Genomic DNA, 23631 nt, shown 5'->3' with positions numbered 1-23631 from the left:
CAAGGTGCCTCAGGCCTGACTGGGATCCCCTTAGTGACGATCGTGAACCTGAAGTGACTATGAAATCACCGAAGGTTCTCAGTTCATGCTCGTGGGCAAAACGATCTCGTGTCTGATTTTTTCGTTGTGCGGTGCCCAGTCAGATGTCGTTTGAGCAGGTCGCGGGCTGTCACGGTCACCCTTCGTGGTGATCGAGGATCCCCATCGGCGCATGGGGTGGTCCTCGACGTCCTACACATGGGTCCGTTAGTTCTGGATTATGGTGACCATGGATGAACGGTCCGGTTGGAACGACCCCGCCGAGCTGCGGATTCGGCTTGATGTAGCGCTGGAGGAGACTGCCGAGCTGCGGGCCGAGATTGAGCGGCTGCAAGCGGAGAACGCCCAGCTACGAACCCGACTCGGTTCGTTGGGGCCGACATCGGTCCCCACGTTTGTAGCGCCCGAAGCTCGGACCGCTTCGACATCCCCCTTCGGCGTCGACGAGTTGCCGCACGCGGACGCTTCCTCCAGGACCCAGGTCAAAATCGAGCTGTTCCGGACGTTGTTCGCGGGGCGCGAGGACGTGTACGCCAAACGCTGGGTCAGCACCAGAAGTGGTCGCACCGGGTGGAGCCCGGTCGAGGAGAACCCGTTCGAGAGGAACAAGGCTGAGGCGGACCGGGTGTTTCACCCGCTGACCGACCAGGTGGTCTACGAACATCTCTGTCGGCCCGAGGCTGGACGAAGCGAAGTTCATCTGGGGCTCTATCCGCTGCTTGCGGACGACACCTGCCGTCTGCTCGCGTGCGACTTCGACGGCAAGGACGGCAGTGACTGGCGCGGCGACACCGGCGCCTACGTCGCCGCCTGCCGCGCGGCAGGCGTCCCGGTGCTGGTCGAGGTCTCCCGCTCCGGGGTCGGCGCGCACGTATGGACGTTCTTCACCGCCCCCGTGGCGGCGGCGACAGCCCGTACCCTGGGTATGGCACTGTTGCGTCAAGCGATCGATGTTCGCGACCGCATGACGCTGGCCAGCTACGACCGCCTCTTTCCCGCCCAGGATTCTCTTCCGGTCAAGGCCAAGGGCAGCGCCCGTTTCGGTAACCTGATCGCGCTACCGCTGCACGGCGCCAGCCGCACCAAGGGCGCCACTGTGTTCTGCGACCCCGACACCTGGCAGGCCTACCCGGACCAGTTCGCCCACCTGGCGTGCACCGAACGACTCTCCCCAGCCGAGGTCGAAGCGCTCGTCGCCGAGCTCGGCCCGGTCAAGGCGGGTCCCTCGGCGATCGCACCAGCACTGCCACCCAAACCGCGCCGCAGAGCACTGGGCAAGGCACCCGCCACGGTCACGGCCCGACTGTCCGCGATGCTAGCCATCGCCACCGAGGGACTCCCCTCGCGGTTGCTGGCCGCGCTGAAGCATGCCGCTTCGTTCCACAACCCGGACTTCTACCGCAAGCAGAACCAGCGCTTTTCCACCTGGAACACCCCGCGCATGGTCTGTTCCTTCGACGCCAGCGACCCTCAGTGGCTCAAGCTGCCCCGCGGTCTGGTGGATGAGGCCACGCAGCTCATCGAAGCGGCTGGCGGCAGGCTGGAGATCACCCACGAACTCCCCGAACACCCGCCGATCGCCGCCCATTTCACCGGCGACCTGACCACTGCCCAGCGCGAGGCCGTGGACGAGATGGTCCAGCACCGTGCAGGGGTGCTCGTCGCCCCACCCGGCTCCGGTAAGACCGTCATGGCCTGCGCGCTGATCGCTCACCACCGCACACCGACCGCGATCATCGTCAACCGAGCCGAACTCCTCCACCAGTGGCAGGAACGCCTGGCCACCTTCTTGGACCTGCAGGATCAGACGGTGGGTTCCCTGGGGGCGGGCAAGGACCGCCGAGGTCACACCGTGGACCTGATCATGCTGCAAACCCTGACCCACCGCGATGCCCCCGAGGGACTTCTGGACGGCTACGGACTGGTCATCGTCGATGAGTGCCATGCCGCCGGAGCACCAGGAGCGGAGGCCGCGATACGCACAGCGCGGGTCCAACGCTGGGTCGGTCTGTCCGCCACCCCCTACCGTGCGGATCAGATGGATCCGCCCATCACCATGCAGTGCGGCCCCATCCGCCACGAGATCGAGGACACCAGCACCTTCACCAGACACCTCGTCGTGCACCTCACCAGTTTCTTGACCGAGGAGCCGGGCCATGACGGCGCCTCGATCCAGGCCATGTACAACGAACTCGCCCATGACCCCGACCGCAACGCCCAGATCGCCCGCGACATCGCCGACGCCCTACGCAGGGGCCGGTGCTGTCTGGCTCTTACCAACCGCGTCGAGCACCTGCACCGGCTCGTCGAAGCGCTGGAGCCCCACGGGGTCGAACCGCTGGTGCTGCACGGCAGCACCGCGCCGCAAGAGCGTGCCCGCGTCCGCGCGGCCCTGGCCGGTGAGCGTGGCGATGTGCCTTTGGTGCTGCTGGCCATCGACAAGGTCGCAGGGGAGGGCTTTGACGCTCCGCGGCTGGACACGCTCTTCCTGGCCAGCCCGATCTCCTTCAAGGGGCGCATCATCCAACAGGTCGGTCGGATCATGCGTAACACGGAGGCGAAGAAATCCCGTGTCGAGGCCCACGACTATCTCGATGTCGAAGTCCCGCAGCTGGCCCGGATGCACCACAAGCGCCGCCGAGTTCTCCAGCGGCGCGGTTTCACCACCACCTCGCCGGAGCACCCGCGGCAACCAGCCCTGTCAGGGGCGCACACACCTGTCGATCTCGGGGGCTCTCCGGCGGGATCGGGTTCTGCGGGGCCATCCGTGGCTGAGGTGCGCTCGTGGGCCAGGCTTGAAGGCATGGATGTGCCAAGGCGTGGCCGACTCCGTGCTGAGGTGTGGCGCGCTTGGCATGCGGCCCACTCCACGCGGGGGTAGCTGGGCGGGGCATGGTACTGCTGTTGGCAGGTGGGCGCATCAGGGCTCAGCCACCTCGCCAACTGAGCGGGGGCATGCCGTGTTCGGTGCGAAAACGGCGCACGAAGTATCCCGGGTCCCGGTAACCGGACCGCCCCGCGATAGCCGCGACGGTCAGATCGGTGTCGGCGAGCAGCCGCCGTGCCTCGCGCATCCGCCGCTCGGTGATCCATTGCCCGACGGTGCGGCCCGTACGCTGCCTGACCACGGTGGTCAGGTGTCCGCTCGTCAGCCCCACCAGCTCGGCGACCTCCCGGGAACCGATGGGCGCGTCGGTGTCGGCGTAGCGGCGCTCGATGAGATCGAAGACCCGCGCGAGCAACGGATCGTCGGCCGCGGATCCCGGTGCGCTCCCGGCGAGGCGCCCCAGCCACACCAGCAGGACGGTCAGGTGTGCGCGGACGGCGTCGGCACAGCCCTCTTTTTGCTCGTGCATCTCGTTGTCGAGCCGGGACAGCTGATTGCTTCAGGCCGCACGCTGTTCGTGTGGCACGGGCAGCTTCTGTGTAATCCCGCGACGCGCGCCCACGAAAGGCGACAACAGAGGGGCTCGCCATGCGGCAAGAGGTGCTTCGCCGCCGGGGTCGACCGCCTCGGCCGGAAAGTACAGCATCCACGCCCTCGTGTTGGGTTCGATGCGCGGATCCGGGTTGGCCACGACGGCATGTGGAGCGATGACGAACACGTCACCGGCCGCGAGGTTCCACTCGCGCCCGTCCACACGGATGGGTCCTCGGCCGTGCTCGACGTAGAGCAGTATCAGGAAGTCGTGCGCGTGTGTGCCATGGGTCCTGACCGCGGCACTGGCCTGGGCGCCGCCGCCCCATCGGAGCAGGCTCACCGGCGTCAGCCCCGGCACGCGTGGATAACCCATCAGCGCGACGCCCTCGGCTGTACGCCCGACGAGGCGCCCGCCGAAGGGGCCCCTCGACGGTGCCATGGCCGCCGGATCCGAAGAAAGTCCTGTGATTCCCATGGATGATCCCTTGTCCGCTGTTGTGCGCCTGGCGAGAGTGGAGTCGCAGCCGAAAAAAGTCTCCCGTCGATCCGAAGGAGCCAAGTGTGCCACGCAAGACGAGTGGGGACGGAACCGCCGGCACTCCGTACCCTGATGATCGTCCGTACCTGCCAGCGATGGGAAATCCCCGCTTGCTGCCGTTCTACGACACGTTCACGCGTCTGATCGGTGCCCGTACCGCGCAGTGGCAGCTGGTCGCCCAGGCCGGGACCGCGCCCGGTGACACGGTCCTCGAGATCGGCGCGGGAACCGGCACGGTGCTGTTGCTGGCCAAGCGCGCTGTGGGGTCGGCGACCGTGATCGGGCTCGACCCCGACCGGTACGCTCTGGCCCACGCGCATCGCCGCGCCGTACACCAGGGCCTGGAACTGCGGCTCGACCACGGTTACGCCGATCGACTGCCCTATCCCGATGCCAGCATCGACAGGGTGCTCTCGTCGTTCATGTTTCACCACCTGCCCGACGCGGAGAAGTCGGCGGCCCTGGCCGAGGCGCATCGCGTGCTGATCCCCGGTGGGAGCCTGCACATGGTCGATCTCAACGGTGAACATCCCGGTGCCGTCACACGCCTCCTGCACCGGTGGCACAAACGCGACGAACCGGACCTGTCTGACGGTCACGCTCCGCTGCGCGGCCCCGAGGCGGCGACGGAGGGCCACGTGGTCGCCTTGATGCGGAAGGCGGGATTCGCCGAGGCCGCTGTGGTCGGGCACGGCCGTGCGGCGGTTGGCGCGGTGACCTTCTACCGAGCGGAGCGCAGCTGAGCCGTCGTCACCAGAATCAGCGCGGGCTCTTCCTCGAACAGGTGGTGATGTTCGACGGAAGAGCCCGCCACGGCTGAACCCCGCGCCCGCTCACGGTTCAGGACGGAGCTGCTCGGGTCAGCGCTCTGAACCGACCCTTAGGCCTCGGCTCGCCTGCCGTAGCGGGGTGTGCTGACCCATCGGCTGGCGACTGCCTGATGTCGAGGCCGACGACCGAGTGGCCACCCGACTCGTTCCGCTGACCAGATCCTCGTCCTGGGCGAAGGAGGCGTTGCCGAGCACGGGCGCCATGAGGAGCTTCGGCGGGGATGAGCACCATTCAACATTGAACAGCGGGTGGTGCCGGGCTCTTGGGACCGGCACCACCGGGGACACATCAGTGTCCGTCGTGTCCTTCCTCGGAGGGTGACTCATCGTCATCGCCCTCTTGGTCACCTGCGCCGGATCCGAGCATCTCGTTCATCAGCTCGATCTCGGCCCGCTGCGCGTCGATGATGTCCTCGGCCAGAGCACGCGCTTCGGGGTTGGTGCCCTCCACCAGCTGGGTCTGTGCCATGTCGATGGCGCCCTCGTGGTGCTCGATCATCATCTCCAGGAACATGGTGTCGAACTCGTCTCCTTCGGCCGCCTCCAGCTCCGCCATCTGCTCCTCGGACATCACCCCGGCCATGCCGCCGTGGTCCATGCCCTCCATCGGTTCGTTGCCCCAAGACTCCAGGAGAGCGTTCATCTGCTCGATCTCTGGCCCCTGTTCGGCCTCGATGTCCTCGGCCAGCGCCCGGACCTCGTCCCCCGCCCGGCTCTGTGCCAGTTCCGCCATGGCGGTGGCCTGCTCGTGGTGCGGGATCATCATCTGGGCGAACACGACATCGGCGTCGTTGAACTCCGAGGACTCCTGCTCGGAGGTGTCCGAAGCCGGAGGAGCGGAGTCCTCCTGCGCGCCTGCGCACGCGCCCAGCAGGACGGTGGCGGCGAAGGCGGCCGCCGAGGGCACCAGGGCATTCTTCAGGAGTGTCATCATCGTTCTATCCCTTCTGTTGCGTTGTTACGCCGCGTGGCATCTGGGCCGGGCGCGGTGCCTGTACATGTCTTTCGGTACGGCTGCCCCGTGGCCGTTGGACTCGTTCGCGACCCGCAGCGATTTGCTTTCTGGGGTCGAAGAAGGTCGGGGTGGAGCGGGCCCGACCCCTGGGCACGCAAACCGGTGTTGAGGACGCAGGCCTGGCGACCGACGCGTCAAGGGCCCGGAGGCCACGCCGGTGAGCACGGCCATGGGCCTTCGTGCATGACTTCAAGGCTGCCCCCTTGGTGTTGGTCAGGGACGTCGGGCGCCGACGAAGTGCTGGGCCCAGTAGTCCGCGAGGCGCACCTCGGAAACGGTCTTGCCGCTGCTGGGTGCGTGCACCATCAGACCGTTGCCGACATAGAGGCCGTTGTGGCCCAGGTCCGGAAAGAAGAAGAGGATGTCGCCCGGCTGTATGTCCTCCCAGCCCACGGTGTTGGGCATGTTGTACTGGGTGTAGGTGGTCCGGGAGATGCTCACCCCGGCGGCCGCCCAGGACGCCTGGGTCAGCCCCGAGCAGTCATAGCCGTTGGGGCCGGTTCCGCCCCACAGGTAGGGCGTGCCGATCTTGCTGTAGGCGAACTCCACGGCAGTGCGGGCGTCGCCTGAGGCGGAGCCGGTGTAGGTGGGTGCGGGTCCCGTCGGCGACTCGCCTCCCGCCGTGGGGTTCTCCCCCTCGAAGGTGGCGAGCAGCTCCTCCTGCTCTGCGAGGCTCTCCTCCACTTCCTCCTTGCGCTGGTCGAGCTCTTCGAGCTGCTCGGCGGCCTCCTCATAGGCCTCAGCCGCGTCGGTCTTGAGAGCGCCCAGACGGGCGTCGCTCTCAGCGAAGGCCTCCAGCTCCAGTCTTCTGGCTTCGGAGAGGTAGGACAGGTCGGCGGACTGCTCGTAGATCTGGGACGGATCGTCTACGAACAATGCCGCGGTCACCGAGTCGGGGTCATTGGACTGGTAGCTGGCGCTGGCGAGTTCGACGACCTTGGAACGCAACTCCTCGTAGCGCTCCTCTTCTGAGTCGATCTGGCCGTCGGCCTCGTCGAGCTTCGCCTCGACCGCGTCGTGGTACTCCTGTGCCTCGTTGTACTCCTGGACGAGAGTGCTGGATTCCTGGAGCAGTTCCTCGATCCGCTCCTCGACCTCTTCTTTGGTGGGTTCGGGCTCGGCGTTCGCCACGGCGGCGAACGACATCAGTGCGCCTGCGGCCACGCAGGCCACAGTGGCGAACTTCCAACTTCTGCTGCTCGTGAGGTGCTCGTTCTTCATGCGTGCCTTGTCGTTGGGCGCCATGCGGCCAGGGCATGGCTGGGGGAGGGAGGAATAGCGGTTCGCACCGGCCACGATGCCCGCGAACCGTTGAGGGCTCAGCAGGCGAGGTGCGCGCACCAGAGGCGACGGCGTCGCAGGAGAGGGTGCGCGAATGCCCCGGGGCGGTACGGCCGTGCGGTGACCGGAGCGGCTCAGACCGCGCCGAAGCCAGGGGCGCCGGTGCGTGCGGTGCTGGGCCGACCCGCTTCGCGCAGGCCGACCGGGGCCGGGCGGTCTAGACCCGGCGAACGCACAAGGACAGGAGTGCCCTGGTTCCGCCAAGGGGAAGCACGCGGTGCGCGCGAGCCGAGCGCGAAAGCGGTGTCAGCCTCGGCGGCAGTACCGGCAGTCCGGGGAAGGCGAAGAAGGCCAGACCCAGTAGGAGCGACGCCGAGACCGTCCCGGAGCGCTGGTCGGCCAGCACGTCGGTCTCGTCACAGTGTCCCTCGTGATGCTCCGCCAAGGGGCCGCCGTGAGCATCGACCTGCTCGGCAACGACGGCCGCGGACGCAGCACCTTGGTGCTGAGCCGCGTCGGTGTGGCACAAGGCGACGACCGCCAGACCGAGTGCGAGCAGCAGCGTGAACACGACCCTGGTCCAGTGTCGCGGGGCTGTTCGCTGAGTGGCTGCCAACACGACTCCGACCTTACTCAATTCGTCGAGGCCTCGCACACCCTCCGGGTGGACGCGCGTGGAACCCGGGACCGCGCCCCCACCACGCGGCCCACCTGTTCTGTGCTCGGGCCGGGTAGGGCGCGCTCATTGTCGCCGAACGGTCTTGACCGTGGTGATCACTTCGGATTTCTCGGACGCCTCGGTGCTGTCTGGCCCCGAGCGCCGTCACCGATCGTCGCCGCTTGCGGTGAAGCGTGCGGCGCTGTGGGCCGGGGCGAGATCCAGGCGCCGCAGGAGCTGCGCGTTCAGGGCGACCACGACGGTCGAGGCGGACATCAGGATCGCGCCGATGCTCATCGGCAGGACGAACCCGATGGGCGCGAGGACTCCGGCCGCCAGCGGAACGGAGATGAGGTTGTAGCCCGCGGCCCACCACAGGTTCTGCTGCATCTTCCGGTAGGAGGCGCGCGAGAGTTCGATCACCGAGAGCACCGAGCGGGGATCGGACGAGGCCAGGATGACGCCCGCGGAGCCGATCGCGACGTCGGTGCCCGCACCGATGGCGATGCCCACGTCGGCCTGGGCCAGGGCGGGGGCGTCGTTGACCCCGTCGCCGACCATGGCGACCTTCTTGCCCTCGTTCATGAGCTCGGCGACCTTGGCGGCCTTGTCCTCGGGGCGGACACCGGCGAAGACGCGGTCGATGCCCAGGTCGCTGGCGACGGTGTCGGCGACGGCCTGGGCGTCGCCGGTGATCATCACCACCTGCAGGCCCGCGGCGTGCAGGGCGCCGACGGTCTCACGTGACTCGGGCCGGATCTCGTCTGCCAGGCGCAACGCTCCGATGACCTGTCCCTCTGCCAGGACGTGCAGGATGATCGCCCCTTCGGCGCGCCAGCGGCTGGCGACCGGCTCTTCGGCTACGCCGCGCTGTTGGAGCAGGTGGGGTCCGCCGACCTCGATCACCGCACCCTCGACGGTGGCCTTGACCCCGACCGCCGGGGAGGAGGAGAAGTCCTGTGTCCTGGGCGGACGCAGTTCACGGGAGGCAGCGGCGCCCCGGATGGCCCTGGCCAGCGGGTGCTCGCTGTCGGCTTCGGCTGCGGCGGCCAGAGCCAGCACCTCGTCTTGGTCGCGGCCTTCGGCGGGTTCGACGGCGGTGACCGTGGGCTCGCCCTTGGTCAGGGTTCCGGTCTTGTCGAAGAGCACCGCCTGCACGGTGCGCGTGGATTCCAGGGCGAGGCGGTCCTTGATGAGCACACCGCCGCGGGCGGCGCGTTCGGTGGAGATGGAGACCACGAGCGGAATGGCCAGGCCGAGCGCGTGGGGGCAGGCGATGACCAGGACCGTGATGGTGCGCACCACCGCCATGTCGGGCAGTCCGAACAGCGACCACACGATCGCGGTGATCGCCGCGGCTGTGAGCGCGAACCAGAACAGCCAGGCGGCGGCCACGTCCGCGATGCGCTGGGCGCGGGAGGAGGAGGCCTGGGCATCGGTGACGAGCTTTTGGATACCGGCCAGCGCGGTGTCCTCGCCGATGGCGGTGACCTGGACTCGCAGCCCGGAGTCGGTGGCGACCGTACCGGCGACGACGTTCTCCCCCTTCCCGCGGCGCACGGGTTTGGATTCTCCGGTGACCATGGACTCGTCGATCGATGCCGAGCCGTCGACGATCTTTCCGTCGGCGGGCACCGAGGAGCCGGGACGAACGATGACCACGTCACCGACCAGCAGATCGGCGGGGGCGACCTTGACGACCTCCTCGCCCTCGAGCTTGTCGGCTTCGTCGGGCAGCAGGGCGGCGAGCGAGTCCAGTGCGGAGGTGGTCTGGGCCAGGGAGCGCATCTCGATCCAGTGGCCCAGCAGCATGATGACGACCAGCAGTGCCAGTTCCCACCAGAAGTTCAGCTCGTGGTCGAGGATGCGCAGGCTGGCGCCCCAGGAGGAGATGAACGCCACGGTGATCGCCAGGCCGATCAGCAGCATCATGCCCGGCTTCCGGGAGCGGATCTCCGAGACCGCGCCGACCAGGAAGGGCTGGCCTCCCCAGAAGTAGACGAGCGTTCCCAGCACCGGCGAGACCCACCAGACCCACGCGGCATCCGGCAGCCGGTAGCCGACCAGGTGGGCGAACATCTCGTTGAAGCCCACCACCGGGAGGGCCAGGGCGAGCATGATCCAGAACAACCGCCGGAACTGCCCGACGTGATCACCGTGACCGGCGTGATCGTGCTGGCCGGTGTGCTCCTCACCAGTGTCGGGCGGGTCGTTTCGTGTGGTGTCCATACTCGTCCTCCTCGGGTCACCCCGTCGCTGCGGGGCGAGGGGCCGGTGCCTTCCGCAAGGTCTGCCCAGGGAAAGCACCGGCTCGGGTGTGGGTTAGGCGGTGGCGTACCGCTCGGGGTCGGCGTCGAACAGAGGGCCGCAGGAGTCGCAGCACAGCCAGTACCGCTGCCCGTCGTGGTCGCGGTAGAGGCCGAGTTCCTCGGCCTGGGACTTGAGCACCGGAGTGCCGACCATGACCGGGCACTCGGCGACGTCCTGGTCCGGTGCGGAGGCCAGGTCCTCCTTCGCCGGTGTGTGGCCGCAGCAGTCGCCCGCCTTGGCCGTGCTGTCCTGGTCGCGGTTGCCGGGAGTCGTCATGGGGTTCCTCTTCTGTGGTCTTCGGTTCACTGTCAGGCGTTCATCGGTTGGCGGGCTGGCTCCTGGTCGGCGGGCGAGGATGTCCGGGCCTGGTCCGCGTGAGCCCTGAAGCTGCGCAGGCGCAGGCTGTTGCCGACCACGCAGACGCTGGAGAAGGCCATCGCCGCTCCGGCCAGCATGGGATTGAGCAGTCCGAAAGCGGCCAGCGGGATCGCCGAGGTGTTGTAGGCGAAGGCCCAGAACAGGTTGGTCTTGATGGTGCGCAGTGTCCGACGGGCCAGGCGGATCGCGTCCGCCGCGGCCCGCAGGTCACCACGGACCAGCGTGATGTCGGCGGCCTCGATCGCCACGTCGGTTCCGGTGCCCATGGCCAGCCCCAGATCGGCCTGGGCCAGGGCGGGGGCGTCGTTGACGCCGTCGCCGACCATCGCCACGACCCTGCCCTCGTCCTGGAACCGGGCGACGACGTCGACCTTGTCCTTGGGAAGCACTTCGGCGATCACACGCTCGATGCCGACCTCGGCGGCGACCTGCTCGGCCACCGCCTGGTTGTCCCCGGTCAGAAGCACCGGGGTCAAGCCGAGCTTCCTGAACTGGGCGATCGCCTCGGCGGAGGTGGTCTTGATCTGGTCGGAGACCACCAGCACACCGCGCGCGGCTCCGTCCCAGCCGACCGCGATCGCGGTCTTGCCCTCGGCCTCGGCGGCCCGCTTGGCCGCGCGCAGCTCCTCGTCAAGGGTCAGCGACCACTCCGCCAGCAGCGTCTCGCGGCCCGCGAGGACGGCGTGCCCCTCAACCACCCCCTGCACGCCCTGGCCCTCGATGTTGTCGAAGGACTCCGGAGCGGGCAGCTCACCGACCTCGGCGGCCGCTCCGGCGGCGATGGCCTGGGCGATGGGGTGCTCGGAGTAGTCCTCCAAACCCCCGGCCAGGCGCAGCAGCTCGGTGCGGTCCACTCCCCGGGCGGCGATCACCCCGGTCAGTGTCATCTTGCCGGTGGTGACGGTGCCGGTCTTGTCCAGCACGACGGTGTCGACCCTGCGCGTGGACTCAAGGATTTCGGGGCCCTTGATGAGCACGCCCATCTGCGCGCCGCGACCGGTTCCCACCAGCAGCGCGGTGGGGGTGGCCAGCCCCAGGGCGCACGGGCAGGCGATGATCAGGACCGCCACCGCCGCGGTGAATCCGGCGCTGAGCGGGAATCCGGCCCCGATCCACGCTCCCAGAGCGCCCACGGCGATCGCGATGGCGATCGGCACGAACACCCCGGAGACCCGGTCGGCCAGGCGTTGGATCTCGGCCTTGCCGGACTGGGCGTCCTCGACCATCTGGGCCATCTGCGCCAACTGCGTATCGGAGCCCACCCGCGTGGCCTTGACGACCAGGCGGCCTCCGGCGTTGACGGTGGCGCCCGTGACGTTGTCGCCCTCGGTGACCTCCACCGGCACGGATTCACCGGTGAGCATCGAGGCGTCGATCGCGGAGCGACCCGAGGTGATCACCCCGTCGGTGGCGATCTTCTCCCCGGGACGGACGACGAACTCATCCCCCACGGCGAGCTCATCGATCGGAATCCGCTCTTCCCTGCCTCCGCGCAGGACGGAGGCCTCCTTCGCGCCGAGTTCGAGCAGGGCACGCAGCGCGGCACCGGCACGGCGCTTGGAGCGCTTTTCGAAGTAGCGGCCCAGAAGGATGAACGTGATCACCCCGGCACCGACTTCGAGGTAGATGTGCCCGAAGCCGTCACTGCGCGAGATCGTCAACTCGAAGGGATGGACCACGCCCGGCTGTCCGGCCGTGCCCCAGAACAAGGCGATGATCGACCAGATGAGCGCGGCGGTGGTGCCCACGGAGATGAGGGTGTCCATCGTGGCCGCGCCGTGCTTGAGATTGGTCCACGCCGCCTTGTGGAAGGGCCAACCGGCCCAGACCACGACGGGAGCGGCCAGCACCAGGGAGGCAAAACCCCAGTAGTCGAACTGCAGCGCGGGAACCATCGCCATCGCGATGACCGGTACCGCCAGGGTCGCCGCACCGATCAGCCGCTGCCTGAGGGCACGCAGCTCGGCTTCCTCACGTGACTCGCTCTCACCTTCGGAGTTGCCCGCGCCGGTTCGCGGCGCGGCGGGAAGCGTGGCCGTGTAACCGGTCCGTTCCACCTCGGAGATGAGCGCCTGGGGGTCCAGGTCCGCCGGACCGGTGACGCTGGCCTTCTCCGTGGCGTAGTTGACGCTGGCCGTGACGCCGTCGAGCTTGTTGAGCTTCTTCTCGATCCGGTTCGCGCACGAGGCACAGGTCATGCCGCCGATCTGCAACTCGATGCTGCCGCTGGTTGTCCTGGTGGCGGGGTCAGTGGTCATGGCCGTCTCCGTCCTCGTGATCGTCACCGTTGCCCGAACCGTCACCGGAATGGTCGTCCTCGCTCGGGATCCCGGCTGGGTCGGCGGTCGCGTCGATGACCAGCGGCGCGGTGTGCACCTGTCCGTCGACCTGGAAGTCCAGGTACAACAGGTAGCGGCCCTCGGTGGGCGCGGTGGCCTCGAACGTGATGTCCGGACCGGCGGTCTGCCCGGCCTCGGGCTCGGCGCCGTGCGAGTGGACGTGCAGGTAGGCCAGGTCCCCGCCACGAAGCGCCACCAGGTGCCCGAAGGCCCCCAGGTAGGGCTCAAGGTCGGTGACCGGCTCGCCGTCACGGGCCACGGACACGGTCAGCTCCGAGGGCTGACCCGTGACCAGGTCTCCTCGAACGCTGACGTCGAATCCACCGGCGTTCGTCTCGGTGACCCGTTCACCGGCAGGCACCGCGGCGTAGTCACCGCTCACCTGCACCGTCGTCGACAGGGTCATGTCCTCACCGCTCTCAGAGGGCACGAAGTCCGCGAAGATCCGATAGGTTCCGGCCTCCTCCCACTCCCAGGGGATCGACCAAGTGCCGTCGGTGTCCAGTTCAGGATGCACGTGCCGGAAGTGCTGCCCGTCGGCGCGGACGGCGATCAAGTGCATTTCCTTCTCGTGGTTGAGTTCGAACGCGGTCACCGGTTCGCCCCCGGAGGTACTCACCGCGAAAGTCAGCTCGCCCTCGCTACCGGTCTCCTCGGGGGCACTCACCCCGGTGAGCTGGTAACCGTCCTGGGCGAGGCCGAGCCCGAGCGGGGCCGCATCGTCCGCGTGCGCCCCGTGCCCGGCGGTGTCCGCGTCGCCTTCCTGTCCGTGCTGACCGTGATCCGTGGTCTCCTGCGACCAGTTGCGCACGGTCTCTTCGGGTACCACCGCGTTCGCCGTGAATCCAGCGACGGCGAACACGGCCACCAGCACCAGCCCGTACAGGACCAGCTTGGTCGGTGCGTTCATCTCAGCTCCTCGTGGCTGCGTATCCGGCCTCGCCGACCGCGGCGATCACGGCCGCGTCATCGATCCGTCCGTCGGCGGTCACGACCAGCCGACCCGTGGCGGAGCTGACCTCGACGGCGGCGACGCCCGGAAGGCGGGACACCTCGCCGCGAACCGCCCCCTCGCAATGTCCGCACGTCATCCCCGTCACGGCGTAGGTCTGCGTGGCACTCATCTGGCCGTCCTCACATCTCAGCGATCAACTTCGTGTACCCCTATGGGGTATGTTTACCAGTCCAGATATACCCCCTTAGGGTATATGAGTCAAGCAAGGACCAGCAGGAGGACAGTCATGTCGGCACACCAGGTAGTGGTCCTCGGAGCGGGAGCGGCGGGAGCAGCCGCGGCAAGGGAACTCATCACGGCCCGCGCCGTGGACGTCACACTCGTGGGAGCCAGCGGCCGCGAGCCCTACAACCGGACACTGGTGAACAAGGGGGTGGCCCTCGGGCTCATCACCCCAGAGCAGGCCGCGTTGACGCCCCCGAACGAGCCCTTCGTCGCCGACACCGCCCGCCGAGTCGATGTCGCCGCACGCCGGGTACACCTCGACTCGGGTGCCACTTTGGGCTTCGATTCCCTCATCGTGGCGACCGGCAGCACCCCCAGGCGCGTCCACGCCGAACTACGCGGCGCCCGGGACGCCGTGCGGGCAGGCCGCCTGACCACGCTGCACTCGTTGCGCGACGCGCTAGGCGTGCGCGACCTACTCGCCCGCACCCCCCGCCCGGCACGGGTGATCATCCTGGGCGCCGGATTGGTAGCCGCCGAGACCGCCTCTGTGCTGCACCAAGCGGGACACGACATCGCACTCCTGGCCCGAACCACCACCCCGGGACGCACCGCGCTGGGTGACCTGGTCGCCCGGCGAGTCGCTGACCTACACCGCACGCACATCTGCACGTACTTCGCACGTCAACCCGTCGCCGTCACACCGGGCGAAGCCCACGTCGGGCTGGTGCTCGATGACGGAACACGCGTGGAGGCCGACCTCGTCATCGAGGCGATCGGCACCACCCCGGTCGCACCGCAACCATGGCCGAACGGTGTCGACGTCGGCGCCCGGCTGCACATCGCCGGTGCACCGCGGGCCTATGGTGCCGGGGGTGTCGCCATCCACCGCGGTGGCTTGCTGGGCTCCTGGCGGATCGACCACTGGGGTGACGCGGCCGCACAGGGCGGACACGCCGCTCGCACCCTGCTGTACGACCTCGGGCTCGGAGCCGACCCCGGCCCCTACCTGCCGCGCGCGAACTTCGCGGCGCGCGTCTACGGCCGCACGCTCACCGGCGTCGGACACAACGGATCAGGAGCGCGTGAGCGCTGTGTGTCGACCGATCCCCTGCTGGTCGTCCACGAGGTGGAGGGCAGGGCGGTAGGGGCGGTCGGGATCGATGCCGTTCGACTCGTCCAGGAGTGGGCGCCGCGCCTGCACGCGTGACCGCGAGCGCCCGGCGTTCGAGTCCGCGTGCCCCGCACGGGCATCGGTCTGGTCGAGTGGGCAATCGCAGCGGGCACGGGCCGCTGACGGTGGCAGGGCTGAGACGAGGCGGCTTACCGGATGGGAAAGCCATCCGCCCCGTAGATCCCGCGCAGGTTTTTCGAGCCCGTGGTGGGGATGCGCTGATCTCCAGCGCTGCTCGATTTGGCCATCCCATCGGGTTTTCAGATACCTCCTGGGGGTATCCTCGGGGCATGAGTAACGGGATGAAGTCTGTGACCCCCTGCAAGTCCGTCTGCGGTTCCGGTTCTGCCGAAATCACCTTGCCCTTTCGCCTCTTGGGCCTGTGCCTGCGTCTGCGCGTCATTCTCTCCGGACACTGCCCCGGGCGAAGCTGATCAGCAGTCCTTCGGGTGCAAAGGCCCCCGGGTTTAGTCGCCTGGGGGCTTCGAGGCACCGTCGACATGATTGGGGGGTGCGCCGCCACTCCCACGGGATTGCGGTAGTAGCGGCGGATCAGAGATGGTGAGGTTCGCCGGTGACCTGGTGATCGGCGTAGTTCAACGCCTCCAACACCAAACGCCTCAGGTGCCCGTCGGGCATTGAGTAGACGATCCTGGAACCCAGACGTATGTCCGGACCCTTCCGTGCCGGGGCTGTCTCACAGCAGCACGAGCACGTAGAGGTGGTGGAGTTGGAAACAGCTGGAGGCGATGCCGCTCGATGCGACCCCGGTCCCTCCCAGCAGGGCGGGTCCGGCCACGGGATTGGCTGAGGGAGCCTTGCCGAGCAGGGCCCGCACACGGTGGAGCGCGTGGGAGTCGGCCAAGGCCAGGTGCCAGCTTGTGCGCGGCTTCGGCGAAGCCAGGGCGACACGGGCGATGGTGCGGGCGACCAGTTCACGGTTGCCCGTGATCGCGGCGGTGTCCTCGTCGGCCCAGCGTTCCAGCGCCAGGCGCAACGACTGGTGCAGGGTTCGCAACGGGGGAAAGAGGGCAGCGGACAGCGCGGTCAGGGTCGAGTAGACGTGGTGGCGGTGGCGCAGGTGGGCGTGTTCGTGACGAAAGACGACCTGGAGTTCTTCGCGGTTGAGCAGGCGCATCAGCCCGCGCGACACGAGTACACCGCCGTGCTGCCCAGGCACGGCCAGCGCGATCGGATGATCCTGCTCGGTGATGTACTGGCTGTCGCCACGTACGGCACGGATGTCCTTGCGGACGCCCAGTCCCAGTCGGGCGATACCGAACAGGCCCACCATCAGCAGCACCACCGCCATCAGACCCAGGTGGAGGGAGACCGGGCCGTGATCCAGGAGCAGAGCCCCTCTGCTGCCCCAACCGCTGACCACGTCGCGGGGAAGCAGGCCGGTGATGAACACCGCTGCTACGAGGAGCGTGGTGCTCAGTACGGCCAAGGCGGTGCTGACCCCGCACACAGCCAGGATCCGCGCCGACCAGGCGGGGTGCAGAGGGAGTGGCTTCCAGCTCAGCGCCAGGCTCAGGGTGATCAGGAGCAGTGCGGGAGCGAAGGTAGGCCAGCCCATGTCTACTCCTCGGGACGATCCAGCAGTGCGCGCAGGGCCCTCTCCTCAGCGGGGTTGAGCCCGTGCACGAACTGGTTGAGCACATCGGAGGGATCACTGGCCACCCTGAGATGGTCGAACATGCGGCCAGCGGCGAGGTCGGCCTCATCCACCAGGAGCCGGTAGACGTAGCCGCGTCCTCGTTGAGCGCGTTCGACCATCTTCTTGTCCAACAGGCGAAACAGGACGGTGTTGACCGTGGTGTAGGCGGGGGACCCTTCCAGTTGCTCCCGCAGCTGTGCGGTGGACAGATACTCCTCGGCACCGGCCAGCAGGGCCAGAATTTCGGCCTCCAGTTGTCCCAGTCTCTTGCGTGACATCCCTGATCCTTGAACCCGTGCCCGTGGTGGCTGCCGGTGGTGCCGTGCTGTGTGCGGCACCAGGACCCAAAGCGGTAGTGCTTTGTGCTGGCAGCGGTGTGCTCCGCTCACTGCTTGAAGGCGATGTGCAGGTGGTCCTGGTGCACGGTATTGGTGAAGGTACCGCCGTGATCGGTGCTCAGTGCCCAAGGCCCGCCGACCTCGGTGGCCCCCTGTTCCAAAGCCTCTCTCATCACAGTACCGGCTGGCCCGTCCGGCCCTGATGCGCGCAGGTCGGAGATGGTGACGCCGTCGATGGCCCAGATATCGACCGCCCTGCCGTGCGTGTGGTTGCTCACTGAAGGGCTGTCGAAGACGTTGACGGGGTGGCCGGTGGCCAGGACCGCGACCGAGAGCGTGCGCTCTGAGGACAGCTCGAGGAGCAGCTCCAGAAGTCGGTCGTCGATCTGGTGGTCCAGGATGTCCCATCTAGCGCTGCCTGGCAGTTCGATGCTCGGGGATCGCAGAACCTCTGTGGCGGCTTCGCTCACCTGCGCCCGGGGGGCCTCATCCTCACTGCCGGGTGAGGGGGAGGCGTCCTGGGGAGGTGTGCCTCCCAGGGAGGCGATCTCGGTGACGTCCCAGGAGTCTCCCTGCCGGGTCAGGCGCAGGTCGATGACGTAGGTGGCCGAGAGCAACGATTCTTGCGTCAGTGTGGTGATCTCGGTGACCGCCATGATGGAGGCCTGATCATCGGTCAATCCACCCAACTGTGGATAGATGACCTCGGCCGCACCGGAGGTGTCGGTGTCCGCGTCTTCTGAGTCTTCTGAGAAGGGTGTTTCATCAGTGATCGCGTCGGGGTCTATCTCGGCTTGGGCGAGCCGTTCCCTGGTCGCTTGGGCGGTGCCTTGTCCTTCGTCGTAGTTGAAGGCGGTTTCCAGGAAGCGGACGGCGGCGACTTTGACGTCGAGGGCCGGTTCGTCTTCGGCCACTCGGTAGGCGGCGACCTCGGGAAGCTGGACGGGTTCGGCCTCCTTGCCTTCCACACCGGAACCGGGTGCAGGGTTGTTCGTGGAGCAGGCCGCCAGTAGCGCTGCGAGGACCGTCACCGCCCAACCTCGGAGCACAGTCTTCGTCCGGTGGGGGCGGCCTCGGGGGTGTTGGCCGATGGTGCAGGGCTGGGGCATGGGTCAGCCGTTCTTTTCCAGGGTTTGGTCATGGGGGTCGAGTGCAGGCTGGTGCGGGGAGGCGCCACTGTCCTGCAGGGGCAGGGTGATGCCTTCGCGCCAGCTGTTCTTCAGAGTGGGGCCGCCTCCGGTGAGCGCCTGGTCTAGCAGTCCGCGGACTTCGTCCACCCCCGCACTCACCGTCAACGAAGACGTCCTCGTCAGACGGGGGGCGATGTCGAAGACGTGCGGGTCTCCTGCGGCATCGAGTCGCGCCCGCACGCTGATCGGGCCGTCGGCGTCCAGAACGCGAGCCGTCTCGGCGCACGCCTGAGTCAAAGCTTCCTGGCGTCGGGTGACGGCGTAGTGAGCGGCCCCCTTCCGGTAGACGATTTCCTTGGGGACCACGGCCTGGACGTTCCCGTCACGCCAGACCACGACGGACACGGAGTACTCCGGCCCGGGCACGTGCTCTTGAATGAGCAGCCGTCCCAGGTGTGCACGGTGCTCGAACAGGAGCCCGTCGAGAGCTTGCATGTCCTGGGCCACCCGAGCCGGGCTCACCTGACCGGTTTTGTAGCGGTCTGTGAGAACCATCGGGAATGAGAGGTCACCAGCGCCCTTGGACGCCAGCCGGGTCCGTGGCGTGCGCACCCGGCACAGTCTCAGGACCTCGGTCAGCTGTAACCGGTCCAAGCACAGTGCCACCAGTGAGAGCCTGGGCGAGAGGATCTGGATGCCCAATCGGCTCAACTCCCAGACCGCGACCAGTTCCTCATCGACCAGTTCCTCATCGACCAGCGGCACGATCGCACGCACCCGTTCGTGCAAGCACACGCGGGTCAGCTCCTCGACGAACCCCGCCTGGCTTCCGGCCGGTACGACATAGGCACGGTCGGCTTTGCCCAGGCCGCTTGCTTCAGGGGCACTGTCCACGGCGAGGACCCGGTAGCCGGAGCGTCGCAGTGCAGTGATTGTCGCGGAGGTTCCCGGCTTGCCCGCCCCAGTGACCAGAACGCTGGAAACGGCATTCGACATCGCCTTTCTCCTGTCAGCTCGACACGTCACCCGGTGCGACGCGATCACCTGCTACTACACTAGTGGTAGATAATGTATGGCCCCTGACCTCGATCGAAGTAGGTTGTCCTCGGCGTGATGGCTGCGGAGGGAGGGCGTAGAACCAGCTTACTATTACATTTGTAGTAGATTGTGGGTATGTCTTCCCCACCACCCACTGGTACTCCCTCGGTGTCGTTGCGCGCCATGGAACTCGCCGACGTGCCGTCCGCCGTCCGCCTGCACTGCGCCACTCTGCCCACCGGCTTCTTCGTGGAACTGGGCGAGCGCTTCTTGGGCCGCTATTACCGCACCTTCCTCACCAGCCCCGCAGCCGTCGCCCTTGTGGCCCAGGTGGAGGGCGAGGTCGTCGGTTTCCTGGTGGGTTCCACTGACGAGAACGCGCACCACCGCCACACTCTGGACCTGAGCCGCTGGGGACTGGCCCGGGCCGGTGCGATGGCTCTGCTGATGCGCCCCGAACTCACCACACGCTTCGTGCGCACCCGCGCACGCCGCTACCTCAAGGGCATCCGCCGCTTCGGTGAACGCGCCCTGCCCCCCACCGGAGCCACAGCGCGCACCGGGGTGCTCAGCCACATCGCCGTGGACAACACCGTGCGGCGAGGCGGTGTGGGCGCGACCCTGGTCGACGGCTTCACCCGCATCGCTCGTGTACACAACGTCGAGCGGCTGCGCCTGTACACCGGCCAGGACAACGAAGCCGCCCAACGCTTCTACAAACGCCTGGGGTGGGAGGAACAACCCCTCCAGTACGACATCGACGGCAAACCCTGGGTCCCCTTCACCCTGGATCTGTGAGCACGCCTTGACACCACCCAACCCGGAACCCCGCCCGGACCGGACCCTCACCACCCAGGAGACCGACCAGGAGCACCGAGGCGGGGGAAAAGCCGACACACCCCACACGGGGGCCAGCCGTGGCGGTCGAGGACTGGCTCGCTCCAGCGCCCTGATGGCCCTGGGCACGACCGCCTCCCGCCTGACCGGCTTCACCAGAACCCTGGTCCTGGCCGCCGCGCTGGGAACCCAGCTGCTGGGCGATGCCTACAACACCGCCAACACGCTCTCCTTCATCGTCTACGACCTCCTCATCGGCGGCCTGATGGCCAGCGTCATCGTCCCCTTCCTCGTCCGGCGGCGCGCCACGGACCCGGACGGCGGCCGGGCCACCGAACACCGGCTCCTGACCTGCGCGATTCTCTTCCTCACACTGATCACCACCCTGGCGGTGCTGGCGGCAGAACCCCTGATCGGCCTGTACGCGGGAGGCTTCACCCCGGCCCAGCACGAAGTAGCGGTCCTGTTCGGACGCTTCCTGCTCGTGCAGATCCTCTTCATCGGCCTGAGCGGCCTGACCAGCGCCATGCTCAACGCCCGCCAGCGCTTCGCCGCGCCAGCCTGGACCCCGGTGTTCAACAACGCCGTCATCATCACGGTGGGCCTGACCTTCCTGTGGCTCGCGGGCCCGCACCGCACCCCCGAGACCATCACGCAGGCAGAGCTCACACTCCTGGGGGTGGGAACAGCCGCCGGGGCGGCGGCCCAGGCGCTTCTGCTCCAGTACGCGCTGTGGCGGACCGGGTTCCGCTGGCGACTGCGTCTGGATCTGAAGGGCTCGGGCTTGGGCGAGGCGCTGCGGGCGGCGGGGTGGATGTTCGTGTTGGTCTGCACCATGCAGGCCGGGTTCCTGCTCACCGCCAACCTGGCCAACCGCGCCGGGGCGGTCGCCGTCCAGAACGACGGCGTCGGGGCGGGGCTGAGCGCCTACAACTACGCCTACCAGCTCTTCCAGCTGCCCTACGCGATCATCGCCGTCTCGGTCATCACCGTCCTGCTGCCCCGCATGAGCGCGCACGCCGTCGACCGCGACTGGGCACAGGTGCGCTCGGACTTCTCCCGGGGGTTGCGCGTGTCCTCCGTGCTCCTGGTGCCGCTGGCCCTGGCCCTGGTGGTCTACGCCCAACCCCTGTGTGTCGCGGTGTTCGCCCGGGGCAGTACCTCGATCGCCGACGCGCAGGTCATCGCCTCGGTCCTGACCGTGTTCGCGCTGGGGCTGGTCCCCTTCACCGCCTACCAGCTGCTCCTGCGGGTCTTCTACGCCACCGGCGACACCCGCACCCCCGCCCTGTTGGCCATCAGCAACATCGCGATGCACGCGCTGATCGCCGTGCCCTCCTACCTGCTGCTGCCACCCCAACAGGTGGTGACGGGCATCGCCGCCGGGTTCATGCTCTCCTACGTGTGGGGCCTGGTACTGGGCGGACTGATCCTGGGTAAACGCCTGGGAGGGCTGGACGCCCGACGCATCACCGTCACGGTGGCCCTGCTGCACACCGCCGCCGTCCCCGGTGTCGTGGCGGCCTGGTGCCTGCAGAGGTTCTGGTTCGGCACCGACAGCAGTTCTCTTCTGGCGCTTGTTCTCGGCCCGCTGGTGGGCTGCGCAGTCGCGGGAGTTCTCTACCTCACCTCGGCCTACCTGCTGCGCATCGAAGAAGTACGCCAGGCGTGCACCCGGATCGGAGAGCGAGCACGGGGTAGGAAGGGCCGTTGAAGCGGATGAACGTGGTGGCCTGCTTGGGGTCGGGCAGGGCAGCTGGCGTCACTCCGCAGGTTGGGGCGACCAGTAGTCCTTGCGTATCTCTCCGGGCCATGCCGGCTGTTCCACCTCGCCGCGGGGGCCGAATTCTTCGAACCAGGAGCGAGGCACAGGGCGGGGGTTCCGTCGACGGCGTCCAGGTCTTCGACGTGCAGGTCCCGGCCGTCGATGCGGAGGAGGCGGGAGTGGGAGACGGCGAGTCTCCCAGGCCTGCGGTGAGTGCGGTGGACGGATGTTCCCGTTTCGGTCAGCCGGGGTTGCTTCGCGGGCACCCCGCCTCGCGCAGCCGCTCCTGACCATCGGTCGAGGAAGGGGGCTTGACCTTGAACAGGCCCGCGTCCTTGGTGCCCGGGTGGTCGATGGGTGTGGTTGCGCGGGCAGGCGTTCCCAAGGCGGTTTCGTCCATGGCCCAGGACTTCCGGCTCCTGATGCGGCGGGGTGGTGGTATCGCGTCTTGGGCCCGACCCACGTCCCGAGCCCGGGCCGTGCTGTTGCACGGGGCTGGGCCCGTCAGCGGGCCTGTGGGCGCATGGTCGGCCCGGCAGGCCCCTGACGGTAGGGGCGGGTGGGGCGGGGGTGGACGTGGCTCTGTCGGGCCGGGTTCGCCCCCGCCGTGGCTCCGGGCGCGAGTAGGGTTTGGGGTGGGTTTTCTCAGTCCGATGGGGGCGCTGGGACTGAGATTGTACTGGGGAGCACACGAGGAGCACACAAGCCCCAAAAACGCCGCGAGGACCTCTTTCGAGGTCCTTGCGTACCCCGTCTGACCTGGGGTTTTGTGGCGCACCCGGCAGGATTCGAACCTGCGACCGTCGGATTAGAAGTTCTATGGTCGCGTACCGTCACGTGTCGTTACGTGCCGCTGTGTCCCACGCCATCCGAATCATGATGCCGTTCTGTGCCGCGCGGTGCCGCCCGGTGACGTCCTGGTCCAAAACTGCGGAGCACAAACGGAGCACACACGGTCCATTAGCGGCGTCCGATGGCACCTCGCGAGGCATTCGCCGTGTGACCGGCGCTGAGTACTTCATTTTTATATACGGGTGTGAGTGTAACGATGCGCCACCTCTTGATGTCACACAAGGACAACGGCCTTGGCGGTGGGAGGGATTCCCTCAGGCTTCCTGTGTCGGTGCCACATGATTACAGCAGTGGCTGTCTCATGCTCGTTGTTTGCTCGGGCCGAGATATCCAAGTGTGGATGGAGCACTAGCCCGCCCTGGCACCTGTCAGCGACGCTTACGCTTCTTTTTCTTTACCCGCTTTGTCGCCCGGCGCGCCGATGGTGGAATAGGTGGGATTCGCTGCCCCACCGGTTGGAGCTTCATATCCGCGATTAGCCGGTCGAGCTCGGGATCGTTGTGGGCGACCGAGTTGAGATAGAAGGTGTCCTCCAGGGAACCGTTTTTATCGAAAATCCAGCCGTAGGCGCGATCCGCTTGCAGTTGGTACTGCTTGACCTTGGAGTAGGACTGAAGTCGTTCCTTGGCTTTCTTGACTGATGTGTCAGTAGGGTGCGTGGCCAAGAAGATCGTTGCGAAACCCCATTGGCCAGCGTATGCGACAATCGCATCATGGTAAATGTTGTCATTTCGGGTGGACCGGGCGCACTTCTTGATCGTCGACAGGAGATGAAGCTGACCTTCTCCGGACAATGCAAGGTGACTGTTCAGGTCTCTCGGGCGGGTTGATCGGTTTGCCTGCGCGGC

The 23631-nt window shown here is 67.6% G+C and carries 22 protein-coding genes; 5 read left to right on the top strand and 17 right to left on the bottom strand.

Going from position 1 to position 23631, the window contains the following annotated elements; genetic code table 11:
* The first annotated feature begins 268 nt into the window (after nucleotides 1–268).
* On the top strand, nucleotides 269–2920 hold the full coding sequence (locus HNR07_RS16530) for a TOTE conflict system archaeo-eukaryotic primase domain-containing protein (RefSeq protein ID WP_184365757.1): 2652 nt from the start codon (nucleotides 269–271) through the stop codon (nucleotides 2918–2920).
* A gap of 46 nt (nucleotides 2921–2966) precedes the next feature.
* Here the strand turns inward: HNR07_RS16530 and HNR07_RS34420 are convergent, their stop codons facing one another.
* Together HNR07_RS34420 and HNR07_RS34415 are read right to left on the bottom strand one after the other, a co-directional pair.
* On the bottom strand, nucleotides 2967–3395 hold the full coding sequence (locus HNR07_RS34420) for a helix-turn-helix transcriptional regulator (RefSeq protein WP_221318843.1): 429 nt from the start codon (nucleotides 3393–3395) through the stop codon (nucleotides 2967–2969).
* 30 nt (nucleotides 3396–3425) lie between these two features.
* On the bottom strand, nucleotides 3426–3899 hold the full coding sequence (locus tag HNR07_RS34415; protein WP_221318842.1) for an AraC family ligand binding domain-containing protein: 474 nt from the start codon (nucleotides 3897–3899) through the stop codon (nucleotides 3426–3428).
* A 194-nt stretch (nucleotides 3900–4093) separates the two neighbouring features.
* Here HNR07_RS34415 and HNR07_RS16520 point away from each other — a divergent pair, with 194 nt between their 5' ends.
* Complete coding sequence (locus tag HNR07_RS16520) at nucleotides 4094–4741, top strand: class I SAM-dependent methyltransferase (RefSeq protein ID WP_184365756.1); 648 nt, start codon at nucleotides 4094–4096, stop codon at nucleotides 4739–4741.
* A 376-nt stretch (nucleotides 4742–5117) separates the two neighbouring features.
* Here the strand turns inward: HNR07_RS16520 and HNR07_RS16515 are convergent, their stop codons facing one another.
* The 8 genes from HNR07_RS16515 to HNR07_RS16480 all read right to left on the bottom strand — a co-directional run bounded on the left by HNR07_RS16515 (nucleotide 5118) and on the right by HNR07_RS16480 (nucleotide 13933).
* Nucleotides 5118–5762: a DUF305 domain-containing protein gene (locus HNR07_RS16515; protein ID WP_312893842.1), complete on the bottom strand. Its 645-nt coding sequence runs from the start codon at nucleotides 5760–5762 to the stop codon at nucleotides 5118–5120.
* Nucleotides 5763–6056: 294 nt separating this feature from the next.
* Nucleotides 6057–7064: a C40 family peptidase gene (locus HNR07_RS16510; protein ID WP_184372127.1), complete on the bottom strand. Its 1008-nt coding sequence runs from the start codon at nucleotides 7062–7064 to the stop codon at nucleotides 6057–6059.
* A 277-nt stretch (nucleotides 7065–7341) separates the two neighbouring features.
* Entirely contained in the window at nucleotides 7342–7743 is a 402-nt protein-coding gene (locus tag HNR07_RS16505) for a hypothetical protein (RefSeq protein ID WP_184365754.1), read from the bottom strand.
* 204 nt (nucleotides 7744–7947) lie between these two features.
* Nucleotides 7948–10011: a heavy metal translocating P-type ATPase gene (locus HNR07_RS16500; protein ID WP_184365753.1), complete on the bottom strand. Its 2064-nt coding sequence runs from the start codon at nucleotides 10009–10011 to the stop codon at nucleotides 7948–7950.
* A gap of 93 nt (nucleotides 10012–10104) precedes the next feature.
* A complete protein-coding gene (locus tag HNR07_RS16495; RefSeq protein WP_184365752.1) occupies nucleotides 10105–10368 on the bottom strand; it encodes a YHS domain-containing protein in 264 nt (87 codons plus the stop codon).
* A gap of 32 nt (nucleotides 10369–10400) precedes the next feature.
* Nucleotides 10401–12728 carry a heavy metal translocating P-type ATPase gene (locus HNR07_RS16490; protein ID WP_184365751.1) on the bottom strand — a complete coding sequence of 776 codons (2328 nt, stop codon included), beginning with the start codon at nucleotides 12726–12728 and terminating at the stop codon, nucleotides 10401–10403.
* Complete coding sequence (locus HNR07_RS16485; RefSeq protein WP_184365750.1) at nucleotides 12718–13719, bottom strand: heavy-metal-associated domain-containing protein; 1002 nt, start codon at nucleotides 13717–13719, stop codon at nucleotides 12718–12720. Before HNR07_RS16485 ends, HNR07_RS16490 begins: the two co-directional genes overlap by 11 nt.
* Before the next feature lies 1 nt (nucleotide 13720).
* Nucleotides 13721–13933: a heavy-metal-associated domain-containing protein gene (locus HNR07_RS16480; protein ID WP_184365749.1), complete on the bottom strand. Its 213-nt coding sequence runs from the start codon at nucleotides 13931–13933 to the stop codon at nucleotides 13721–13723.
* A gap of 117 nt (nucleotides 13934–14050) precedes the next feature.
* On the opposite strand from HNR07_RS16480, the gene HNR07_RS16475 reads away from it, so the two are divergent.
* Nucleotides 14051–15199, top strand: coding sequence for an FAD-dependent oxidoreductase (locus HNR07_RS16475; RefSeq protein ID WP_184365748.1), 1149 nt, complete (start codon nucleotides 14051–14053; stop codon nucleotides 15197–15199).
* Nucleotides 15200–15860: 661 nt separating this feature from the next.
* On the opposite strand, the gene HNR07_RS16470 is transcribed toward HNR07_RS16475, so the two are convergent.
* The 4 genes from HNR07_RS16470 to HNR07_RS16455 form a co-directional block, all read right to left on the bottom strand.
* Nucleotides 15861–16742, bottom strand: coding sequence for a M56 family metallopeptidase (locus HNR07_RS16470; protein WP_184365747.1), 882 nt, complete (start codon nucleotides 16740–16742; stop codon nucleotides 15861–15863).
* Nucleotides 16743–16744: 2 nt separating this feature from the next.
* Nucleotides 16745–17101, bottom strand: a complete 357-nt coding sequence (locus HNR07_RS16465) for a BlaI/MecI/CopY family transcriptional regulator (protein WP_184365746.1) — start codon at nucleotides 17099–17101, stop codon at nucleotides 16745–16747.
* Between the two features lie 107 nt (nucleotides 17102–17208).
* Nucleotides 17209–18192, bottom strand: a complete 984-nt coding sequence (locus tag HNR07_RS16460; protein WP_254418065.1) for a hypothetical protein — start codon at nucleotides 18190–18192, stop codon at nucleotides 17209–17211.
* A gap of 81 nt (nucleotides 18193–18273) precedes the next feature.
* Nucleotides 18274–19287, bottom strand: coding sequence for an ATP-grasp domain-containing protein (locus HNR07_RS16455; RefSeq protein WP_184365745.1), 1014 nt, complete (start codon nucleotides 19285–19287; stop codon nucleotides 18274–18276).
* Nucleotides 19288–19464: 177 nt separating this feature from the next.
* Here HNR07_RS16455 and HNR07_RS16450 point away from each other — a divergent pair, with 177 nt between their 5' ends.
* Together HNR07_RS16450 and murJ are read left to right on the top strand one after the other, a co-directional pair.
* On the top strand, nucleotides 19465–20127 hold the full coding sequence (locus HNR07_RS16450) for a GNAT family N-acetyltransferase (protein WP_221318841.1): 663 nt from the start codon (nucleotides 19465–19467) through the stop codon (nucleotides 20125–20127).
* A gap of 7 nt (nucleotides 20128–20134) precedes the next feature.
* Nucleotides 20135–21880, top strand: a complete 1746-nt coding sequence (gene murJ / locus HNR07_RS16445) for a murein biosynthesis integral membrane protein MurJ (RefSeq protein ID WP_376769924.1) — start codon at nucleotides 20135–20137, stop codon at nucleotides 21878–21880.
* On the opposite strand, the gene HNR07_RS36120 is transcribed toward murJ, so the two are convergent.
* From HNR07_RS36120 to HNR07_RS16435, 3 genes are all read right to left on the bottom strand, one after another.
* The gene (locus tag HNR07_RS36120) at nucleotides 21802–22197 is read right to left on the bottom strand and encodes a TrmO family methyltransferase domain-containing protein (RefSeq protein WP_221318840.1); all 396 of its coding nucleotides are present in this window, start codon (nucleotides 22195–22197) and stop codon (nucleotides 21802–21804) included. The two genes, murJ and HNR07_RS36120, sit on opposite strands and share 79 nt — an antisense overlap.
* Nucleotides 22173–22331, bottom strand: a complete 159-nt coding sequence (locus HNR07_RS34410; protein WP_221318839.1) for a hypothetical protein — start codon at nucleotides 22329–22331, stop codon at nucleotides 22173–22175. Before HNR07_RS34410 ends, HNR07_RS36120 begins: the two co-directional genes overlap by 25 nt.
* 820 nt (nucleotides 22332–23151) lie before the next feature.
* The gene (locus HNR07_RS16435) at nucleotides 23152–23577 is read right to left on the bottom strand and encodes a hypothetical protein (RefSeq protein WP_184365744.1); all 426 of its coding nucleotides are present in this window, start codon (nucleotides 23575–23577) and stop codon (nucleotides 23152–23154) included.
* Nucleotides 23578–23631 lie beyond the last annotated feature (54 nt).

Source organism: Nocardiopsis metallicus (assembly GCF_014201115.1).
Taxonomy (GTDB): domain Bacteria; phylum Actinomycetota; class Actinomycetes; order Streptosporangiales; family Streptosporangiaceae; genus Nocardiopsis; species Nocardiopsis metallicus.
This window is presented reverse-complemented; position numbering and strand designations above follow the sequence as displayed.

Bases quoted from the DNA above. Each gene is read 5' to 3' on its own strand.
- HNR07_RS16530 (WP_184365757.1), top strand. From the start codon at position 269: ATGGATGAACGGTCCGGTTGGAACGACCCCGCCGAGCTGCGGATTCGG.
- HNR07_RS34420 (WP_221318843.1), bottom strand. From the start codon at position 3,395: ATGCACGAGCAAAAAGAGGGCTGTGCCGACGCCGTCCGCGCACACCTG.
- HNR07_RS34415 (WP_221318842.1), bottom strand. From the start codon at position 3,899: ATGGCACCGTCGAGGGGCCCCTTCGGCGGGCGCCTCGTCGGGCGTACA.
- HNR07_RS16520 (WP_184365756.1), top strand. From the start codon at position 4,094: ATGGGAAATCCCCGCTTGCTGCCGTTCTACGACACGTTCACGCGTCTG.
- HNR07_RS16515 (WP_312893842.1), bottom strand. From the start codon at position 5,762: ATGATGACACTCCTGAAGAATGCCCTGGTGCCCTCGGCGGCCGCCTTC.
- HNR07_RS16510 (WP_184372127.1), bottom strand. From the start codon at position 7,064: ATGAAGAACGAGCACCTCACGAGCAGCAGAAGTTGGAAGTTCGCCACT.
- HNR07_RS16500 (WP_184365753.1), bottom strand. From the start codon at position 10,011: ATGGACACCACACGAAACGACCCGCCCGACACTGGTGAGGAGCACACC.
- HNR07_RS16495 (WP_184365752.1), bottom strand. From the start codon at position 10,368: ATGACGACTCCCGGCAACCGCGACCAGGACAGCACGGCCAAGGCGGGC.
- HNR07_RS16490 (WP_184365751.1), bottom strand. From the start codon at position 12,728: ATGACCACTGACCCCGCCACCAGGACAACCAGCGGCAGCATCGAGTTG.
- HNR07_RS16485 (WP_184365750.1), bottom strand. From the start codon at position 13,719: ATGAACGCACCGACCAAGCTGGTCCTGTACGGGCTGGTGCTGGTGGCC.
- HNR07_RS16480 (WP_184365749.1), bottom strand. From the start codon at position 13,933: ATGAGTGCCACGCAGACCTACGCCGTGACGGGGATGACGTGCGGACAT.
- HNR07_RS16475 (WP_184365748.1), top strand. From the start codon at position 14,051: ATGTCGGCACACCAGGTAGTGGTCCTCGGAGCGGGAGCGGCGGGAGCA.
- HNR07_RS16470 (WP_184365747.1), bottom strand. From the start codon at position 16,742: ATGGGCTGGCCTACCTTCGCTCCCGCACTGCTCCTGATCACCCTGAGC.
- HNR07_RS16465 (WP_184365746.1), bottom strand. From the start codon at position 17,101: ATGTCACGCAAGAGACTGGGACAACTGGAGGCCGAAATTCTGGCCCTG.
- HNR07_RS16455 (WP_184365745.1), bottom strand. From the start codon at position 19,287: ATGTCGAATGCCGTTTCCAGCGTTCTGGTCACTGGGGCGGGCAAGCCG.
- HNR07_RS16450 (WP_221318841.1), top strand. From the start codon at position 19,465: ATGTCTTCCCCACCACCCACTGGTACTCCCTCGGTGTCGTTGCGCGCC.
- HNR07_RS34410 (WP_221318839.1), bottom strand. From the start codon at position 22,331: ATGGACGAAACCGCCTTGGGAACGCCTGCCCGCGCAACCACACCCATC.